Raw genomic sequence first — 15961 nt, forward strand, 5'->3', positions numbered from 1 at the left:
AATGTATACAAAGCCGAGTACCGAACTGGTCACCGTTCGTCGCAGGAAATCCAGCTTTTAGTCCCGCGCCGCGTGGGCTCGCGTCGCGTGAGATCGTGTCTTAGCCCCCAGACCCGGAGAAGCGTATGAGGTTGAGGAAACTCCTCGGAGCCGTCGTGGCGTGTATGGCGCTCACGGCCGGTGGGTTGGCAGCACAGGACGTGAGCGGCATCGTCGTCGATAGCCGTTCCGGCCGAGCACTCGAGGGCGCGCGCGTGGCCGTCGAGGGTGCAGCAGGCAGGGAAGTCCGCAGCAACAACGCCGGTCGGTTTACCCTGACTGGTCTCTCCGGGTCGGAAGTGACGCTCCGGGTCACCATGATCGGCTACAGCCCGCGAACGCAGACCGCACGCGTCGGCGCCAACGACGTCCGCATTCTGCTGACCGAGCAGGCCATCAACCTCGGCGAGCTCGTCGTGACCGGTACGCCGGAAGCGGTGGAGCGCCGGACCCTCGGCAATGCCACGGCGACGGTGCATGCCGCCGACCAGCAGGCCTTTGCGCCGGTGCCGGACATCTCGAACCTGATCAACAGCCGTGCGCCTGGCGTCATGGTCATTCCGGGCACGGGCCAGGTCGGCGCCGGTCCGCAGATCCGGATCCGGGGTGTCAACAGCTTCAGCTTGAACGGCAACCCGCTGATTTACGTCGACGGCGCCCGGGTCAACAACTCGGTGGCCCAGGGTATCTCGGTGCAGGGCTTCGGCTCGGGTATTTCGAGCCGGCTCAATGACATCGACCCCGATCAGATCGAAAGCATCGAAATCATCAAGGGCCCGGCAGCGGCGACCCTGTACGGCACCGAAGCCACCAATGGTGTGATCCAGATCATCACCAAGCGCGGCAAGCAGGGTGCCAAGCCGGTCATCGGCTTCCAGACCCGTCAGGGCACCAACTGGTTCATGAATCCGGAAGGCCGGATCGTGCAGCCGGTGTCGCTCATCAACGGAGTCGAGACCTACTGGAACCCGGTTCGTCAGGAGGACGAGCGCTACGCCCGCCTCAAGAACAACCCGGACTCCATGGCCGCGCCGCTCTTCAAGAACGGCTACCTGATGGGCTACGGCGCCAACATCAGCGGTGGCACCGACGCCGTCCGGTATTTCGCGGGCACCACGTTCGACGCCGACAACGGCATCGAGCCGACCAACAACCAGCGCCGTCTCACGACGAACCTCAACCTGTCGATCAGCGGCGGCGAGAAGTTCGATGTGCAGACCAGCTTTGGCTTCGTCAAGAACAAGGTCAATCAGGCCTTCGAGGCGGGCGCCGGCGGCATCTGGTTCTCGACCATCTTCGGCGACCCGAACCTGGTTAACACCCCGCGGCGTGGCTTCAACGGTGCTCCGCCGGAGTACCAGTGGGGCTTCCGTCAGGCGGTGCTGTCGATCAACCGGTTCACGGGCAGCGTGACGTTGAACCACCGGCCGACGTCGTGGCTCAGCCACAAGCTGACCGTCGGGCTCGACCAGACCGACCAGGCCTCGGAGCAGCTGAACCGGTATCTCCGTCCCGAGTGGGTTCAGTTCAACCCGGGCGTTGGACGGCTTGGCCTCAAGTACAAGCAGCGGAATACCACCAACCTGACGACCTTCGACTACAGCGCCACGGCCCGCTGGTCGATCTCGGACAAGATCGCGTCGACGACGTCGGCTGGTGCGCAGTACTACCGCCGTCGGGATGACGTGCTCTGGGGCCAGGGTGAGCAGTTCCCGGCGCCGGGCCTCGAGGCGGTTGCCGCGGCCTCCGTCTTCTCGGCCTCCGAGTCCTTCGTCGAGAACGCCACGCTGGGCAGCTACTTCCAGCAGCAGTTCGGCTTCAACGACCGCCTGTACGTTACCGGCGCGGTCCGCGTCGACAACAACAGCGCTTTCGGCGACAATTTCACGCTGATCGCGTATCCGAAGGTCAGCCTGTCGTACATCGCCAAGGAAAATGGTGAGGGCTTCGTCAACACCCTGAAGCTCCGCGGCGCCTACGGCCAGGCGGGTCAGCAGCCGGCCGCATTCTCGGCGGTGCGTAGCTGGCAGGCCGTGGTCGGTGGTAACGGTTCGGCCGCAGCCATCCCGCAGTTCGTCGGTAACCCGGACCTCAAGCCGGAACGGGCCGAAGAGTTCGAAGTCGGCGCCGATGCCGGCCTCCTGAACGACCGGCTGGGCTTCTCGGTCACGGGCTTCTACAAGAAGACCCGCGACGCGATTCTGCAGAAGTCGCTGGCGCCGTCGCTGGGCTACACGGGGGCGCAGTTCATCAACGTCGGCGCCATCAAGAACCAGGGCATCGAAGTCGAGGTCTACGGCACCCCGATTCAGAAGCAGAACTTTGCCCTCGACCTGCGCTTCTCGCTGGCGACCAACGACAACGAGATCCTGGCCCTCGGCAACCGGCCCGATGGCACCCCGATCACGACCCTGGGTAATGGTCAGCCGACCGTCGGCAAGCCGGTCGATGCCTACTGGGCGCGCCGCGTGGTCCAGGCCGAGCTCAATGCTGCTGGTCAGGCCATCAACGTGCTCTGCGACGACGGTAACGGTGGCGGCTTGCCGTGCGGTTCGGCGCCGTTCGTGCTGATGGGCCGCTACGATCCGAAGCTCGAAGGCGCCTTCAGCGCCACGGCCACGCTCTGGAACCGGCTCCGGGTCTATGGCCTGGCCGACTTCAAGCAGGGTAACAAGCACCTCGACAACAACCGCCGCGCGCTTTGCCAGGTCTTCTTCCGCTGCGTCGAGAACGTTCGGCCGCACGACTTCGATCCGAAGGTCGTTGCCGAGATCCAGACCGGCGGTACCGCGACGTCGTTCGTCGCGAGCGATGCCAGCTTCATCAAGCTCCGCGAACTCTCGCTGGCGTACTCGATGCCGCGGTCGGTCGCGCGCTGGTTCCGGGCGACGGATGGCACCTTCGCCCTCACGGCCCGGAACCTCCACACCTGGACCGGTTACAGCGGGCTCGATCCGGAAGCGTACTTTGTGACGCAGCAGTTCGTCCGCCTCGAGCAGGATCAGACGCCTCAGCTTGCGTCGCTGAACTTCTCGATCAACCTGACTTTCTGACCTGGGCCTGAGACGAGGAACTGAGATTCTCATGCAGACTATGGTTTCTAAATTGATGCATCGGGGGGCCCGGGCGGTTGCTCCGGTTGTGCTCCTCTTCGGTGCGGCGGGTTGTAGTGACCTGCTCGACCAAGCCGCTCCGACGCGAATCCTCGAGACGACTCTCGAGGGTCCGGCCGCGGCGTCGCTGGTGGTTGACGGCGCGCAGGCCGCCTTCGGTTGCGCCTTCCAGGCCTACATCACGGGCATGGGCCTGATCACCGACGAGCTCGAAGACACCCAGCTCGCCGCGGCGGGCTGGGACTGGGACCGGCGGTCCATGCTGCAGTCCGGCGGCAACTACGCCACCGCAGCCTGCGACGGCGGTCAGCAGTTCGGCGTCTATGCGCCGATGCAGACCGCGCGGTTCACGGCCAACCTGGGCGTAACCAATCTGGCTCAGTACACCGATGCGCAGGTTGCCGGTCGGACCGCCCTGATGGCCCGCTCGGCACTGCTCGGTGGCTATGCCACGCTGCTCCTGGGCGAGGGCTTCTGCTCCATGGCCCTGGACGGTGGTCCGCAATTGACGCCGGCGCAGGTATTTACCGCTGCGGAAGCGAAGTTCACCGAGGCGATTACCCATGCGACCGCGGCAAACAACGCCTCGCTGCTCAACGCGGCCCGGGTTGGGCGCGCCCGGACCCGGCTCAACCTGGCCAAGCTGCCGGGGCAGGCTGTGGTCAACGCGAGGCTGACCGAAGCGCGCGCCGACGCGGCGGCCGTACCGGCCGGGTTCGTGTACAACATTCCGTATGCGACCAACACCTCGTACTCCCGGAATATGATCTTCGTCCGGAACCAGGAATCACGCCTCTATGGTGTGGCTCCCCGGTACCAGGCGATGACGTTCGCCGGGCAGCCTGACCCGCGCGTGGTCGTCGATCCAGGTTCGATCGGACAGGACAACCTCACGCCGAGTGTGTACATCGCGCGGAAGTACAACTCGCAGGCGGCCCCGATTGCGCTCGCGAAGTACCAGGAAGCTCAGCTGATCATGGCTGAGGCCGACTATCACCTGGTTGGGCCGAGCGCGGCCGTGGCCTACATCAACGCGCTGCATACCGCGGTCGGGCTGCCGCCTTTCAACAGCACAGACGCGACGGAGATTCTGAATCAGTTGATCGACGAGCGGTCGCGTGCGTTGTTCCTCGAGAGTCAGCGCGGCTACGACGTCAACCGGTTCAACCTTCCGTTCAATCCGCCGGCTGGTGCCACGTTCCAGGAGCCGCAGCCGCGGATCGGCGGCGGCGCGCCTGCCAACCGTCCGAAGGGTGGCGTGTACGGCACGGTGCGCTGCATGCCGTTGCCTGACGTCGAGCGGAACAACAACACGAACTTCTGATCGGCATACGCATCGAGCGTAGGCGGTTCAGGCAGATGATGCAAGGGAGGGGCGGATCTCACGATCCGCCCCTCTCATTATTGGCTCCCTCGAAAGCCGCCCTGTTCGCTACGGCACCTTGTTGAAACGAACCCCAAGGGCTCGGCCGGCGTAAACTTTGAGGCCCGTCACATTGCCGCGGCGGTCGCGAACAAAGCGGACCGTCCGGCCGCCGCCTACCGTAAACCCATCCCGATAGGCGGGGCGGAGCGGCAGGGTGCCCGCGCGTCGGATCGTCAGGGTCAAAGCCCCCGTTGAGTCCAACGCGACCTCGTGCGTAATCTCGAGTTCCGGGCTGTGGTAGCGACCGACGTAATCGCTGGCGCGAACTGGCCCCGGTTCTTCGTCACGTGCGAAATGTCCCCAGCCGTCCTGCGGCCGTTCCAGCCGCCAGGCGGATCCAGCGGCAACGAAGCGCAGCTCCCCCGCGTTGGCATTCCAGAAGCGCCGGTCGCCGAGGTGGATCAGCCGGCCGCCCGGGGCCGCGGTGAGTCCGTCGCCGGTGACGGTGATACGGACGATCCCATCGTTGGTAGAGTCCCGATAAACCCCCGCAAGCGGTTCCAGGTCTGCCCGGCTGATCGCAACCGGCGCCGAGGGCGCCTGGCGACCGGCAGGAAGATTCAACAGGCTGCCTGCAATCCTGTTACTCAGGTCGTTCGGGTTGGCCTGGGCTGCGTTGCAGAAGACGGCAATCGACAGCTGTCGATCCGGCCAGCGCGCAAGGTGGGTGCGATAGCCGGCTGTGGCGCCGCCGTGGCTGACCATCCGGGTGCCTCGGAAATCGTCGACGCTCAGGCCGAGGGCGTAGCGAATCGTGGTGCCGTCGGTCAGGGTCGGAGGCGTTTCGAGCAGCCGAACCAGCTCGGTCCCGCCCGGAATGGTGCCTTTGGTGAGCGCCTCGTTCCAGCGCAGCATGTCTTCGACGGTCGTGAGGAGGCCGCCATTGCCGTGCACCATCGTGAAGGGCATGTCCTGCACCCAGACGTTGCCCTCGCGGGAGTACGCGGTGGCTCGATCCGGCACGACCCGCCGGTAGTCGTCGCGCCACTGCGTCTGCGTCATACCGAGCGGCGCGAAGAACTCGCGCTCCGAAAAGCGGGCAAACGGTTCGCCGAGGACCCGCTCCATGATGATGGCAGAGAGGACGTACCCCATGTTGCTGTAGAGGAAACGGCTCCCGGGGGTGAAGTTGAGGTCCTCCTGACGTGACGCGAGATCGAGGATCCAGGGCAGGGTGTGGACCGCCTGACCCGGTCCCATCCCCTGAAGGCCGAGCAGGGCCCATTGGTCACGCAGCCCGCTGGTATGGTTGAAAAGCTGCCGGATGGTAATTCTGGTGCCGAAGTCCTTGAGCTCTGGCAGGTACTTGCGGATGTCGTCGTCGAGGCTCAACCGACCGCGGATGTGCAGTAACGCCGCCGCCGCGGTGGTGAACTGCTTGGCCACCGATCCTGACTCAACGATCGAGTTGGGCCGAAGCGCAATCCCATACTCGAGGTTGGCCATCCCGTAGGAGCGGGTAGTGCGTTGCCCGTTGAAGTCGACCCCGACCGTACAGCCTGGGCCGGAGGTGCTGTTCCATTCGCGAAAGGTCGAGTCGAGCAGTGCGGCCGTTTGGGCGCTGAGTGGCACTGCTGCCGCAGCAGCAACCACCGCAAGCACGGCTGCCTTGGTAACGTGAGACATTGGGCATCCAGGAAGAAGAGTCTTCCAAAGATGTCCGAATGAATCAGGCTGTGCCAGCGCGCCGGGTCAGGCGGGTGCTGGGTCAAACGGACCCAGCACCGGTCAGGCGTAGTGCGTATTACCCCCACGGCCGGGTCAGGCGCCGTCGCCCCAGTGCATCTGGCGCTCGCGCTCGTTGAACCGGACAATCTCGTCCTGGCTCCTCCGCTGCGTGGCCAAGGATGCGACGACGCCAACGAGGAACGACAGCGGAATGGTGATGACAGCCGGGTTCTTGAGCGGAAACGGCGCGGAAGCATTGCCGAGGATATCGACCTGAATGGTAGGCGAAAGGTAGATCAGCACCAGGGTTGTGGCGGTGCCGATAGTCATGCTGGCGAGCAGCCCGCTCGTGGTGGCACGCCGCCAGAACACGGCCAGGCAGAGCGCCGGAAAGTTGCCGCTTGCTGCGATGGCAAAGGCCAGCGACACCATGAAGGCAACGTTCTGTCCCTTGAAGACGATACCCAGCAGCACCGCCACGACGCCCAGCAGGATGGTGGCGGCGCGCGCCACGCCGAGCTGTTCCCGATTGGTAGCATGGCCGTCCCGCACGACGTTGACCCAGAGGTCGTGTGAGAGCGCTGCCGCTCCCGACAACGTCAGGCCGGCCACCACCGCCAGGATTGTCGCAAAGGCCACCGCCGCAATGAAGCCAAGGAATGCCGTCCCGCCGAGGACCTCGGCCAGGAGTGGCGCCGCCATGTTACCGCCGGCATCGACGCCGCGAATGGCGTCGGGCCCCACCAGCACCATCGCGCCGAAGCCGATCACGAAGGTGAGCAGGTAGAACGCCCCGATCAGGCCGGTGGCATAGAAGACCGACTTTCTCGCTGCCTGCGCATCGGGCACCGTGAAGAAGCGCATCAGGATGTGCGGCAGCCCGGCCGTGCCGAACATCAGCGCCATACCAAGCGACACCGCGTCCCAGGGATTGGTAACGAGCCGGCCGGGAGCCAGGACGCCCGGGCCGAATCGATCGGCCGCGGCCGAGAACAACGCGGTCGGGCCCATCCCGAATCGGAGCAGGACGAGGCCGGCAAGAATGGTTGCACCCGAGATCAGCAGGACGGCTTTGACGATCTGAACCCAGGTCGTCGCAATCATGCCGCCGGCAAGGACGTACAGGATCATCACGGCGCCAACCAGGACGATGGCGGATTCGTAGCTGATGCCGAACATCAACCGGATCAGGCCGCCGGCGCCGACCATCTGGGCAATCAGATAGAGCGTCACGGTCGCCAGGGTACCGATTGCGGCTGCCACGCGGATCGGCTTGGAGCGTCGGTGGAGGGCGACCACATCGGTGAAGGTGTACTTGCCAAGATTCCTGAGCGGCTCGGCGATCAGGAAGAGCACCACCGGCCACCCGACCAGCCACCCGGTCGAGTAGATCAGCCCGTCAAAGCCTGTCGTCGCCACCAGGCCGGCGATGCCGAGGAACGAGGCGGCACTCATGTAGTCGCCGGCGAGGGCCCAGCCATTCTGACCCGCGCTGATCGACCGGCCGGCGGCGTAGAACTCCTCGGTTGTCTTGGTGCGCCGGGCAGCCCAGTAGGTGATGCCCAGAGTCAGCGAGATAAAGGCGAGGAAGAAACCGATCGCAACCGGGTTGGTACTGCCGATGGCGGTGGTCACTGGTTCCTGGGTCATCGCTCGGCCTCCTTGCGGAGCCGGGCGAGTTCCGGATCGTAGCGGCGGTTGGCCCAGACCACATAGCCCAGGGTCAGGATCCAGGCCGCGACGATGACCAGGGCCCCAACGGCAATGCCGAGGCTGAGTCCAGGCACGAGCAGTCGGGCCATCAGGGCCGGGTCGAAGGCTACTAGCAGGATGAAGCCGAAGTAGATCAGCATCATCAGGGCTGTGAGCCCGATTGCAACGCGCCAGCGGGTTCGGGCCAGGGCCCGGAGCGGTTCTGACATATCGATGAGCTTGGTGGTCTTGGGTGGCAGGGCAAACCGGGCTAACGTTACCGCTTCCCCGACACTTGAGCAACGATGCGCATGCGGGCGGTCGGCTTGAGCAGCCTGATCAATACGGCGTGGCCGGTGCTGCTGGCGGCTCAGGCGGCCGGTTCGGAGCCGTCTCGTCCGGTGGACTCGCTCGTTGTCCTCGCTCCGCGGGCCGATCCGCTACCCAACGTCTCGGCCCTGCGAAGTGTCCTATTTGTGATGAAGCACGGCGCCATCCTGCGCAACGATTCCCGTTAACAACTTCAGGTACTCCATGACCCGACGACTCCTGTCGTTTCTCCTCCCGGCCGCACTCGGCGCGGCGCCGCTGGCGGCGCAATCGCTCACCCCTGCGCAGATTCGCGGGATCGACAGCGTCTTTGCTCGATTCGACGGCACCAACCGGCCCGGCTGCGCGGTCGGTGTAGGGCTGGGGGGGGAAGCCGGTCTACCTTCGCGGGTACGGCATGGCCGACCTCCAGCAGGGGACCCCGATCACCCCGCAGTCGATCTTCCACGTCGCGTCGGTCTCGAAGCAGTTTGCCGCGATTGCGGTGGCCGGGCTGGCTCAGGACGGCAAACTCTCGCTCGATGACGACGTCAGGAAGCATATTCCCGAGCTGCCAGCTGAGCATCCGCGCTACACGGTACGCCAGCTGATGTACCATACCGCCGGGGTGCGCGATCACTGGGAACTGTTGGGCTACGCCGGATGGCGCTACCCGTCCGACCTGTTCACCAATGACGACGTGATGGACATCCTGGTGCGGCAGAAGGCCCTCAACTTCAACCCCGGCGACGAGTGGATCTATAGCAACGGTGGTTATACGCTGCTGGCCGTCATCGCGGAGCGGATTGCGGGCAAGTCGCTGCGGGCGCTGTCTGACGAGCGCATCTTCAAGCCGCTCGGCATGACGCGGACTCATGTGCACGACGACCACACCTTCGTGGTTCCCGGGCGCACGGCGGCGTATCAGGAGGTCAACGGGGTCTGGAAGTCGAGTATTCCCCAGTTCGACACCCACGGCGCCACCAGCCTCTTTACCACGGTCGAAGACCTGCTCAAGTGGCAGCACAACTTCGAGACCGGCCAGGTCTATGGCAAAGCGCTGCTGCGCGAGGCTGAGACGTCGGGGGTGCTCAACGATGGCCGCTCGATCAACTACGGCTACGGCGTGTCGGTGGGAACCTACCGGGGCACTCCGGCCTTGGGGCATGGCGGCGCCGACGCTGGCTACCGGGCCGACGTGGTGCGGTTCCCGGCCCACGGGCTGGACGTCGCGGTGGCGTGCAACTTTGCGGCAGCGACGCCCAACGTCCTCTCGCGGGGCGTGGCGGACATCGTGATCGGCGACAAGCTCGCGCCGGCTCCGGTTGTCGAGCCGAAGGAGGTAACGGGAGCGCGGGCCGAGGCCATCGCGGGCACCTATCGTTCCTCGCGCTCCGACTTGGCCACCGTCTTTCGCGTTCGCGAAGGCAAGCTCGTGCTGGGGCCGATGGGGCCCGGCTTTCCAGTCAACGCAATCGACGATTCCAGGATCCGGATGGGCGGCAATGAGGGCGTGTTCGTGGGCCCTGCGGGTGGCGCACCGGTCGCCCTTCGCGTGCTTGACGGCGGCAAGCTGGCGGATTCGCTGGTGAGGATGGCTCCCTTCGAGCCCAATCGTGCGGCACTGGCCCAATACGTCGGCGACTATTGGAGCGATGAGCTTCGGGTCAGCTATCGGATCGAGCAGGGCGACAGCGGGCTGGTCGTCAAGACCTACAAGCACGGCAGCTTCCCGATGCGGCCCCTGTACCAGGACGCTTTTCAGGCACAGCGCCCGGGGACGATTCGATTTGTCCGAACCGGCGGCAAGGTGACCGGGTTCCGGGTCTCGGGCGGCCGAGTCAGGAACGTCGTCTTTACACGCGGCACTCGCCCTTGACGGAGGAAAAGGCCGCCCGCTAGGATGCACGGTTCGAGGACACTGTTCGTACCTTCCAGGGGCCCTGCGGGTCCGGGAGTGACCGATTCGTCTCAAACCGTTCCGAGCGTGGCGGCCTGACCCCGCCGTTGCCGCCCGGGTTGCCGCGCCGCCCTACGACGTGGTCGACCGGGCGGAGGCAGCCGAGCTGGCCAAAGGCAATCCGTTCAGTTTTCTGCGCATCTGCCGGTCGGATATCGATGTGCCGGCGGATCTGTCGGCGTACGACGAGCGCGTCTATCTCAAGGCGCGCGACAATCTCAAAGCCTTCATGAGCGACGGAACCCTGCTGCAGGATCGGGATCCGTCGCTCTATCTCTACGAGCAGGTCATGGATGGCCGCTCCCAGACCGGCGTGGTCGGCTGCGTCCATATCGATGATTACGAGCAGGATGTCATCAAGAAGCACGAGCGGACGCGGCCCGACAAGGAAGACGACCGGACCCGCCACGTCCTGGTCACGAACACGCATGCGGAGCCGGTCTTTCTGACCTATGAGGGGCAGCCGTATCTCGACCGGCTCAACGCCGACGTGATGCGCGGCTTGCCCGTCTACGACTTCACCTCGGACGACGGAGTGCGTCACCGGGTCTGGCTGATTCGCGACGCTGACCCGTATCTCGACGCCTTCCGCCGCGTTCCGGCCGCCTACGTTGCCGATGGGCACCACCGATCGGCCGGAGCGTGGCGCGCCGGGACGGAACGACGGGCCGCCAACCCCCGGCACAGCGGGCTCGAAGAGTACAACTGGTTTCTCGCGGTCCTCTTTCCAGCTGCGCAGCTTTCGATCATGCCCTACAATCGGGTGGTTCGGGATCTCGGCGGTAAGCCGATCGACGGCGTGCGGGCGGAGCTGGCCGGGCTGGGGTCGTTCGACCCGGTCCCTGCCGCTCCCGAGACCGGGCCCGGGGTGTTCGGAGTGTATCTGCCCGGGCAGTGGTACCGCCTGGCGATAGACCCGACGACCATCAACGAGCAGGATCCGATCAAGTCGCTGGATGCCGAGTTGCTCTACGATCGGGTGCTCGCGCCGATTCTCGGTATCGGTGAGATCCGGACCGATCCGCGAATCGATTTTGTCGGGGGGATTCGCGGAGCTCGCGAGCTCGAGCGTCTGGTCGACGGAGGTCAGGCCGCGATAGCCTTTCTGCTCCACCCGGTACGCATCGACCAGGTCATGACCGTCGCCGATGGGGGCGGCATCATGCCACCCAAGACGACCTGGTTCGAACCCAAGCTCAAGAGCGGTCTCTTCATTCACAGTCTCGACTGAGACCCAGCCGCATGCCGTCGGATCGGATCCACAACTTCAATGCCGGGCCGGGCGTGCTGCCCGAGCCCGTCTTGCGCAAAGCCCAGCAGGACATCTGGAACATCGGTGGTTCCGGCGTCGGCATCATGGAGCACAGCCACCGCGGCAAACTGTTCGAACGGATCCTGGCGGATGCGGACGCGGAGGCACGCCGCTTGGCGGGCATTCCCGACAATTACCGGATCCTGTTTATCCAGGGCGGTGCATCGCAGCAGTTCGCCATGGTGCCGATGAACCTGCTCGGCGCCGGGCGGACGGCCGATTACCTGGTCACCGGCGTCTGGTCCGAGAAGGCGCTGGACGAGGCTCGCAAGTTCGGGACGGTGCACACCGCCGTGACGGGGCAGGCGAGCGGCTACTCCGCAATCCCTCCGACGAGCGAAATCCGCTACTCCACAGACCCGGTCTATGTTCACCTGACGACCAACAACACGATCTACGGAACCCAGTGGGCGTCCGAGCCGCCGGTGCCGGGTGGTGCGACCCTGGTGGCGGATGCGTCGAGTGACCTCTTCAGCCGCCCGATCGACCTGAGCCGCTATGGCCTCGTCTACGCTGGTGCGCAGAAGAACCTCGGTCCGTCCGGTATCGTAATGGTCATCATTCGGGACGATCTGGCCGAATGGGCGCCAGGTACGCTGCCGACGATGCTGCAGTACCGGACCTACGTCAACGCCAACTCGCTCTACAACACGCCCCCTACGATGGCGATCTACCTCGTGGGGCAGGTGCTCGCCTGGATCCGTGATGCGGGCGGGCTGGCGGCAATGCAGGAACGGAACCTCGAGAAGGCGCGCCTGCTCTACGACTTCCTCGATGGCAGCGCCATCTTCCGGGGGACGGCCGCGGTTGCGGACCGGTCGGCAATGAACGTCTGCTTTCGGGCCCGAACCGAGGCGGAAGAGGCTGCCTTCTGTGCCGAGGCCGAGCGACGGGGCCTGGTCGGGCTCAAAGGCCACCGCCTGGCGGGCGGGATGCGCGCCAGCCTCTACAACGCATGCCCGAGAGCAAGCGTCGTGGCGCTGGTCGACTTCATGAAGCGATTCGAGCAGGAGAATCGTTAGGCAGTCGGCAGCCGCGGCTACTCGAGGCGGGCGGCGCCCCGGCGGATCCGCTGCACCACCGCTGCGAGGCCCTGACTCCGCAGCATGCCCAACGCGTCGTCCAGGCCGAGCAGGTGCAGCAGGTCGGCTGGCAGCTCGCGGGCGGCCGCGATGGGTCCGCCGTCGAGTTCTCGCTGGAGCAGGGCCACGAATCCCCGGACCGTGGGTGATTCCCGCGGGACCTCGGCGTGAAGCCGCAGGGCGTCGCCTTCCCGTTCGAGCCAGAGGAATACCGGCGTCTGGCATTCGGTTACGCGATGGCTCTCACGGTCGGCCGCCGCGTTCAGAGCGTCCGGAACGGGGGGCAGTTTGCGCGACGCGTCGAGCAGCGCTTCGAGGCGGGTCTCACGGTCGGCGGCCTGAAAACGCCGAATCAGCTTGTCGATCGGCATGGCAGCCCGGCAAGTTCAGTCATGCCGCAATCTATCCGGAAGGCAGTCGATGGCCATCATGCTTCCCGTACCCCTGGTGGGTACCGACTGGTTGGCAGAACACCTGGGACAGCCGGGTGTGGTGGTCCTCGATGCCTCCTGGTACCTGCCGCAGATGAATCGCGATCCGCTGCGGGAGTACCGCGCCGGCCACATTCCCGGAGCGCTGTTCTGGGATCTGGAAGCGATGTCCGACGCGTCGTCGTCGCTGCCACACATGCTGCCGCCACCCGACCAGGCCGCTCAGCGGATTGGGGCGCTCGGCGTGAGCAATGCCGATGCCGTGATCGTCTATGACGGTTCCGGCGTCAACCTGAGCGCTCCCAGGGCCTGGTGGCACTTCCGGGTGCTCGGCCATGAGCGGGTCGCCGTGCTCGATGGCGGGATGACGCGCTGGCGTGCTGAAGGGCGGGCAGAAGAGTCCGGTGATGCCACCCGCCCGCCGGCCACATTCCGCGCAGCCGTCGAGCCCCGCCTGGTGCGTTCGATCGCTCAGGTACGCTCGGCCGTCGGGAACCCCGCGATCGGTCTCGTCGATGCCAGGTCCGCTGGCAGGTTCGAAGGGCGGGAACCCGAGCCTCGCCCTGGCCTGGCTGGCGGCCATATCCCGGGCGCCAAGAATCTGCCCTTTGCGCAGGTACTGGATGGCTCGGGGCGCCTGCTTCCGCCGGTGGAGCTCAAAGCCCGATTCGAGTCGGTCGGCATCGACCTCGCCAAGCCGGTCATCGCAACCTGCGGGTCCGGCGTATCGGCGGCGGCGCTCGCGTTGGGGCTCGAGGTTGCCGGGCATCGGGACTATGCCGTGTATGACGGGTCATGGGCAGAATGGGGTGGTCGCGACGACACGCCGATCGAAACGGGCCCGGCCTAGCGTCTGCCTTCGTCGGACTGCCCGGTTTTCGCGCTTGCATCGGTTGGTCGAGAGGGGTAAGCTGAAAGTGTCCGGTTGATGGTCGGAAGTCGCGGCCAGAGAATGCGGGCGATGGCGTCACGATTGAGTCGTGACGGTGTCGCCCGCTTTGCATTGGCGGCCTCCCGAATCCGAGGCCTTCCACGAGGAGGAGACTATGCCAGGTCGACAGACACGCAGCACGCCCGCGAAGGTTCATCGCACCCCGGCTGGGAAGGCCGAGCGGACAGCAGGGCCTCGTCCCGACCCGCAGGCCGATGGTGACAGCAGCGCACTCGAAACGGGGCGCGCGTCCTCAGGCAAGGAGAAGGGGCCGACGGAACGTCGTGCCTGGCGGGAGCAGCAGGCCGAGGCCGAGCGTCAGGGCGACACGCCGAGCAAGCCGCGAGAGTAGCGGGCCCGGCTATCGACAGCGAGCGAGCAGCTGCTTGGGCCTGCTGTGGTTGGGGAGCAACGCAGCCGCTCGGCGCGCGTGGGGAAGCGCAACGTCACAGCCGGTCCGGCCGGCGACGAACAGATGCAACCGGTAGTTGCCCGGGTCGTAGCGCAGGGCCTCGCGCATCTGTGAAACCGGGTATCCCGTGCCGGCCGCCTCGATGGCCGCAAGCTGTCCGACGCTCTTGGCTGTCAGCGCACCAAGCACAAGGGCAAAGCCGGCCAGGATCCGCCCTCGGCGTCCCGCGAGCGGGATGGCCGTGACCTCGCGGGTAACCGGTGTCAGCGCGCCAAGCCCGATCATGGTGACCAGGGTTGGTGCGGCCAACAGCAGCACGGCGTCGAAAGCGCCCTGGCTGGCCGCGGCGGCCACCACGCCGACTGCAGCAACGCTCGCAGCGGTCTGGTCAGGGTCCCTGACCCTCCGCAGCAGCACGGTCATGAGGGCCCCGAGAAACCCCAGCCAGGTCAGGGCGCCCAGAGTGCCCCGCTCGGTCAGCAGGGCAATCCAGTCGCTCGACGGCCAGGGATTGGTCGGGATCGGATCGTTGCCCGCGAACGACGGGTCACCTGCGGTCGTCACCAGCGGGTAGGCGACCATCCAGTTGCCGGGGCCGACGCCCAGCAGCGGGTCGGTGCGCACCAGGTTGAGGGAGTTCTGGTACTGGATCAGGCGCCCGCGGCCCGACCCATCTCGGTAGTTGAGCACGCCGCGGAGCGAGTCCCGATAGGGCGAGTCACTTCGCCAGTCGAGCCGATTCGGCAGCAGCAAGGCGGCCACGACGCCGATCCCTATGGCGAACAGTCCCAACCGGAGCCGCCCGCCGAGGGGGGCGGCCCCCGCACGACCGGCGACCAGGCGGGTCAGTCCCGCCGCAAGCACCACCGCTGCCAGTCCGACCCACGCGGCGCGCGACCGCGACAGCACGATCACCGCTGGAAGCGCCGCCAGGCCAAGCACCGCCACGCCGCTGCCAAGCCAGCTTCGGGCGCGGACCAGCAGCCAGCCGGCCAGTGGTACGCCGATGACCGCAAGGTGCGCAAGGAAGTTGCGGTTGCCCAGCGTGCCGCCTGGTGCGCGGGTGCCGGCCCAGAGCGGCGAGGACCATCCGTATGCCTGGGCCAATCCGGTCGACGCCGCGGCAACGATGGCGAGCACGACGAGGCCCAGCAGAAAGCGCCGTCCGATCTGTCCCGCGACGAATCGACTGGCCCAGAAGACCGTGGCACCGCCCGCGATGACTCCGAAGCTTCGGGCCGAGTTCCAGCCGTTGGCGGCCAGCAGCGCCGAGAGCGCGCTGGTGGCAACTACCGCCGCCAGGCCGAGGTCGACCACGCCCAACCGGAGCGTAGTAACCCGGGCCAGGATCAGCAGCCCGGCGAGCAGTGCCGATCCGAGCAGCGCCGTTTCCTTGGGCACTGTGAAGCGGTCCAGGTCGAACAGGGGAGACGCTACCACTGCAAGAGTGGCGGCAAGGGTGCCGATTCCCAGCACCAGGGCCACCGCCGTGGCGGCAACGCGATGTTCGATTGTCCCGGCGGGACGAGGAGGGGATAGGGGGTCTGAGCCGAGCGGCATGGCCCCCCATTGTAGACGAGGATGGA

13 protein-coding genes are annotated in these 15961 nt (G+C 66.2%); 8 read left to right on the top strand and 5 right to left on the bottom strand.

Annotated elements, in window-relative coordinates; translation table 11 throughout:
- The first annotated feature begins 125 nt into the window (after positions 1-125).
- A complete protein-coding gene (locus KF785_11055; GenBank protein MBX3147297.1) occupies positions 126-3092 on the top strand; it encodes a SusC/RagA family TonB-linked outer membrane protein in 2967 nt (988 codons plus the stop codon).
- 31 nt (positions 3093-3123) lie between these two features.
- Positions 3124-4476: a RagB/SusD family nutrient uptake outer membrane protein gene (locus KF785_11060; GenBank protein MBX3147298.1), complete on the top strand. Its 1353-nt coding sequence runs from the start codon at positions 3124-3126 to the stop codon at positions 4474-4476.
- A gap of 108 nt (positions 4477-4584) precedes the next feature.
- Here KF785_11060 and KF785_11065 read toward each other — a convergent pair whose 3' ends face one another.
- The 3 genes from KF785_11065 to KF785_11075 form a co-directional block, all read right to left on the bottom strand.
- Positions 4585-6204, bottom strand: a complete 1620-nt coding sequence (locus KF785_11065; protein ID MBX3147299.1) for a beta-lactamase family protein — start codon at positions 6202-6204, stop codon at positions 4585-4587.
- 135 nt (positions 6205-6339) lie between these two features.
- A complete protein-coding gene (locus tag KF785_11070) occupies positions 6340-7896 on the bottom strand; it encodes a sodium/solute symporter (GenBank protein ID MBX3147300.1) in 1557 nt (518 codons plus the stop codon).
- Positions 7893-8168: a DUF485 domain-containing protein gene (locus KF785_11075; GenBank protein ID MBX3147301.1), complete on the bottom strand. Its 276-nt coding sequence runs from the start codon at positions 8166-8168 to the stop codon at positions 7893-7895. Before KF785_11075 ends, KF785_11070 begins: the two co-directional genes overlap by 4 nt.
- A 75-nt stretch (positions 8169-8243) precedes the next feature.
- On the opposite strand from KF785_11075, the gene KF785_11080 reads away from it, so the two are divergent.
- The 4 genes from KF785_11080 (at position 8244) to serC (ending at position 12541) form a co-directional block, all read left to right on the top strand.
- On the top strand, positions 8244-8456 hold the full coding sequence (locus KF785_11080) for a hypothetical protein (protein MBX3147302.1): 213 nt from the start codon (positions 8244-8246) through the stop codon (positions 8454-8456).
- Positions 8457-8665: 209 nt separating this feature from the next.
- Positions 8666-10126, top strand: a complete 1461-nt coding sequence (locus KF785_11085; protein MBX3147303.1) for a beta-lactamase family protein — start codon at positions 8666-8668, stop codon at positions 10124-10126.
- Positions 10127-10211: 85 nt separating this feature from the next.
- Complete coding sequence (locus KF785_11090) at positions 10212-11438, top strand: DUF1015 domain-containing protein (protein MBX3147304.1); 1227 nt, start codon at positions 10212-10214, stop codon at positions 11436-11438.
- A gap of 11 nt (positions 11439-11449) precedes the next feature.
- Complete coding sequence (gene serC, locus KF785_11095) at positions 11450-12541, top strand: 3-phosphoserine/phosphohydroxythreonine transaminase (protein ID MBX3147305.1); 1092 nt, start codon at positions 11450-11452, stop codon at positions 12539-12541.
- A gap of 17 nt (positions 12542-12558) precedes the next feature.
- Here the strand turns inward: serC and KF785_11100 are convergent, their stop codons facing one another.
- Positions 12559-12972 carry a SufE family protein gene (locus tag KF785_11100; GenBank protein ID MBX3147306.1) on the bottom strand — a complete coding sequence of 138 codons (414 nt, stop codon included), beginning with the start codon at positions 12970-12972 and terminating at the stop codon, positions 12559-12561.
- A 58-nt stretch (positions 12973-13030) separates the two neighbouring features.
- Between KF785_11100 and sseA the strand changes: the two genes are divergently transcribed.
- On the top strand, positions 13031-13882 hold the full coding sequence (gene sseA / locus KF785_11105) for a 3-mercaptopyruvate sulfurtransferase (protein ID MBX3147307.1): 852 nt from the start codon (positions 13031-13033) through the stop codon (positions 13880-13882).
- Positions 13883-14078: 196 nt separating this feature from the next.
- Positions 14079-14315: a hypothetical protein gene (locus KF785_11110; GenBank protein MBX3147308.1), complete on the top strand. Its 237-nt coding sequence runs from the start codon at positions 14079-14081 to the stop codon at positions 14313-14315.
- A 9-nt stretch (positions 14316-14324) separates the two neighbouring features.
- Here KF785_11110 and KF785_11115 read toward each other — a convergent pair whose 3' ends face one another.
- Positions 14325-15935 carry an O-antigen ligase family protein gene (locus KF785_11115; GenBank protein MBX3147309.1) on the bottom strand — a complete coding sequence of 537 codons (1611 nt, stop codon included), beginning with the start codon at positions 15933-15935 and terminating at the stop codon, positions 14325-14327.
- Between the last annotated feature and the right edge of the window lie 26 nt (positions 15936-15961).

The sequence above is a fragment of the Gemmatimonadales bacterium genome, assembly GCA_019637315.1.
GTDB lineage: Bacteria > Gemmatimonadota > Gemmatimonadetes > Gemmatimonadales > GWC2-71-9 > SHZU01.

Coding starts and splice junctions, on each gene's coding strand:
- KF785_11100 (MBX3147306.1), bottom strand. CDS start 12,972: ATGCCGATCGACAAGCTGATTCGGCGTTTTCAGGCCGCCGACCGTGAG.
- KF785_11060 (MBX3147298.1), top strand. CDS start 3,124: ATGCAGACTATGGTTTCTAAATTGATGCATCGGGGGGCCCGGGCGGTT.
- KF785_11115 (MBX3147309.1), bottom strand. CDS start 15,935: ATGCCGCTCGGCTCAGACCCCCTATCCCCTCCTCGTCCCGCCGGGACA.
- KF785_11110 (MBX3147308.1), top strand. CDS start 14,079: ATGCCAGGTCGACAGACACGCAGCACGCCCGCGAAGGTTCATCGCACC.
- sseA (MBX3147307.1), top strand. CDS start 13,031: ATGCTTCCCGTACCCCTGGTGGGTACCGACTGGTTGGCAGAACACCTG.
- serC (MBX3147305.1), top strand. CDS start 11,450: ATGCCGTCGGATCGGATCCACAACTTCAATGCCGGGCCGGGCGTGCTG.
- KF785_11080 (MBX3147302.1), top strand. CDS start 8,244: ATGCGCATGCGGGCGGTCGGCTTGAGCAGCCTGATCAATACGGCGTGG.
- KF785_11075 (MBX3147301.1), bottom strand. CDS start 8,168: ATGTCAGAACCGCTCCGGGCCCTGGCCCGAACCCGCTGGCGCGTTGCA.
- KF785_11070 (MBX3147300.1), bottom strand. CDS start 7,896: ATGACCCAGGAACCAGTGACCACCGCCATCGGCAGTACCAACCCGGTT.
- KF785_11085 (MBX3147303.1), top strand. CDS start 8,666: ATGGCCGACCTCCAGCAGGGGACCCCGATCACCCCGCAGTCGATCTTC.
- KF785_11055 (MBX3147297.1), top strand. CDS start 126: ATGAGGTTGAGGAAACTCCTCGGAGCCGTCGTGGCGTGTATGGCGCTC.
- KF785_11065 (MBX3147299.1), bottom strand. CDS start 6,204: ATGTCTCACGTTACCAAGGCAGCCGTGCTTGCGGTGGTTGCTGCTGCG.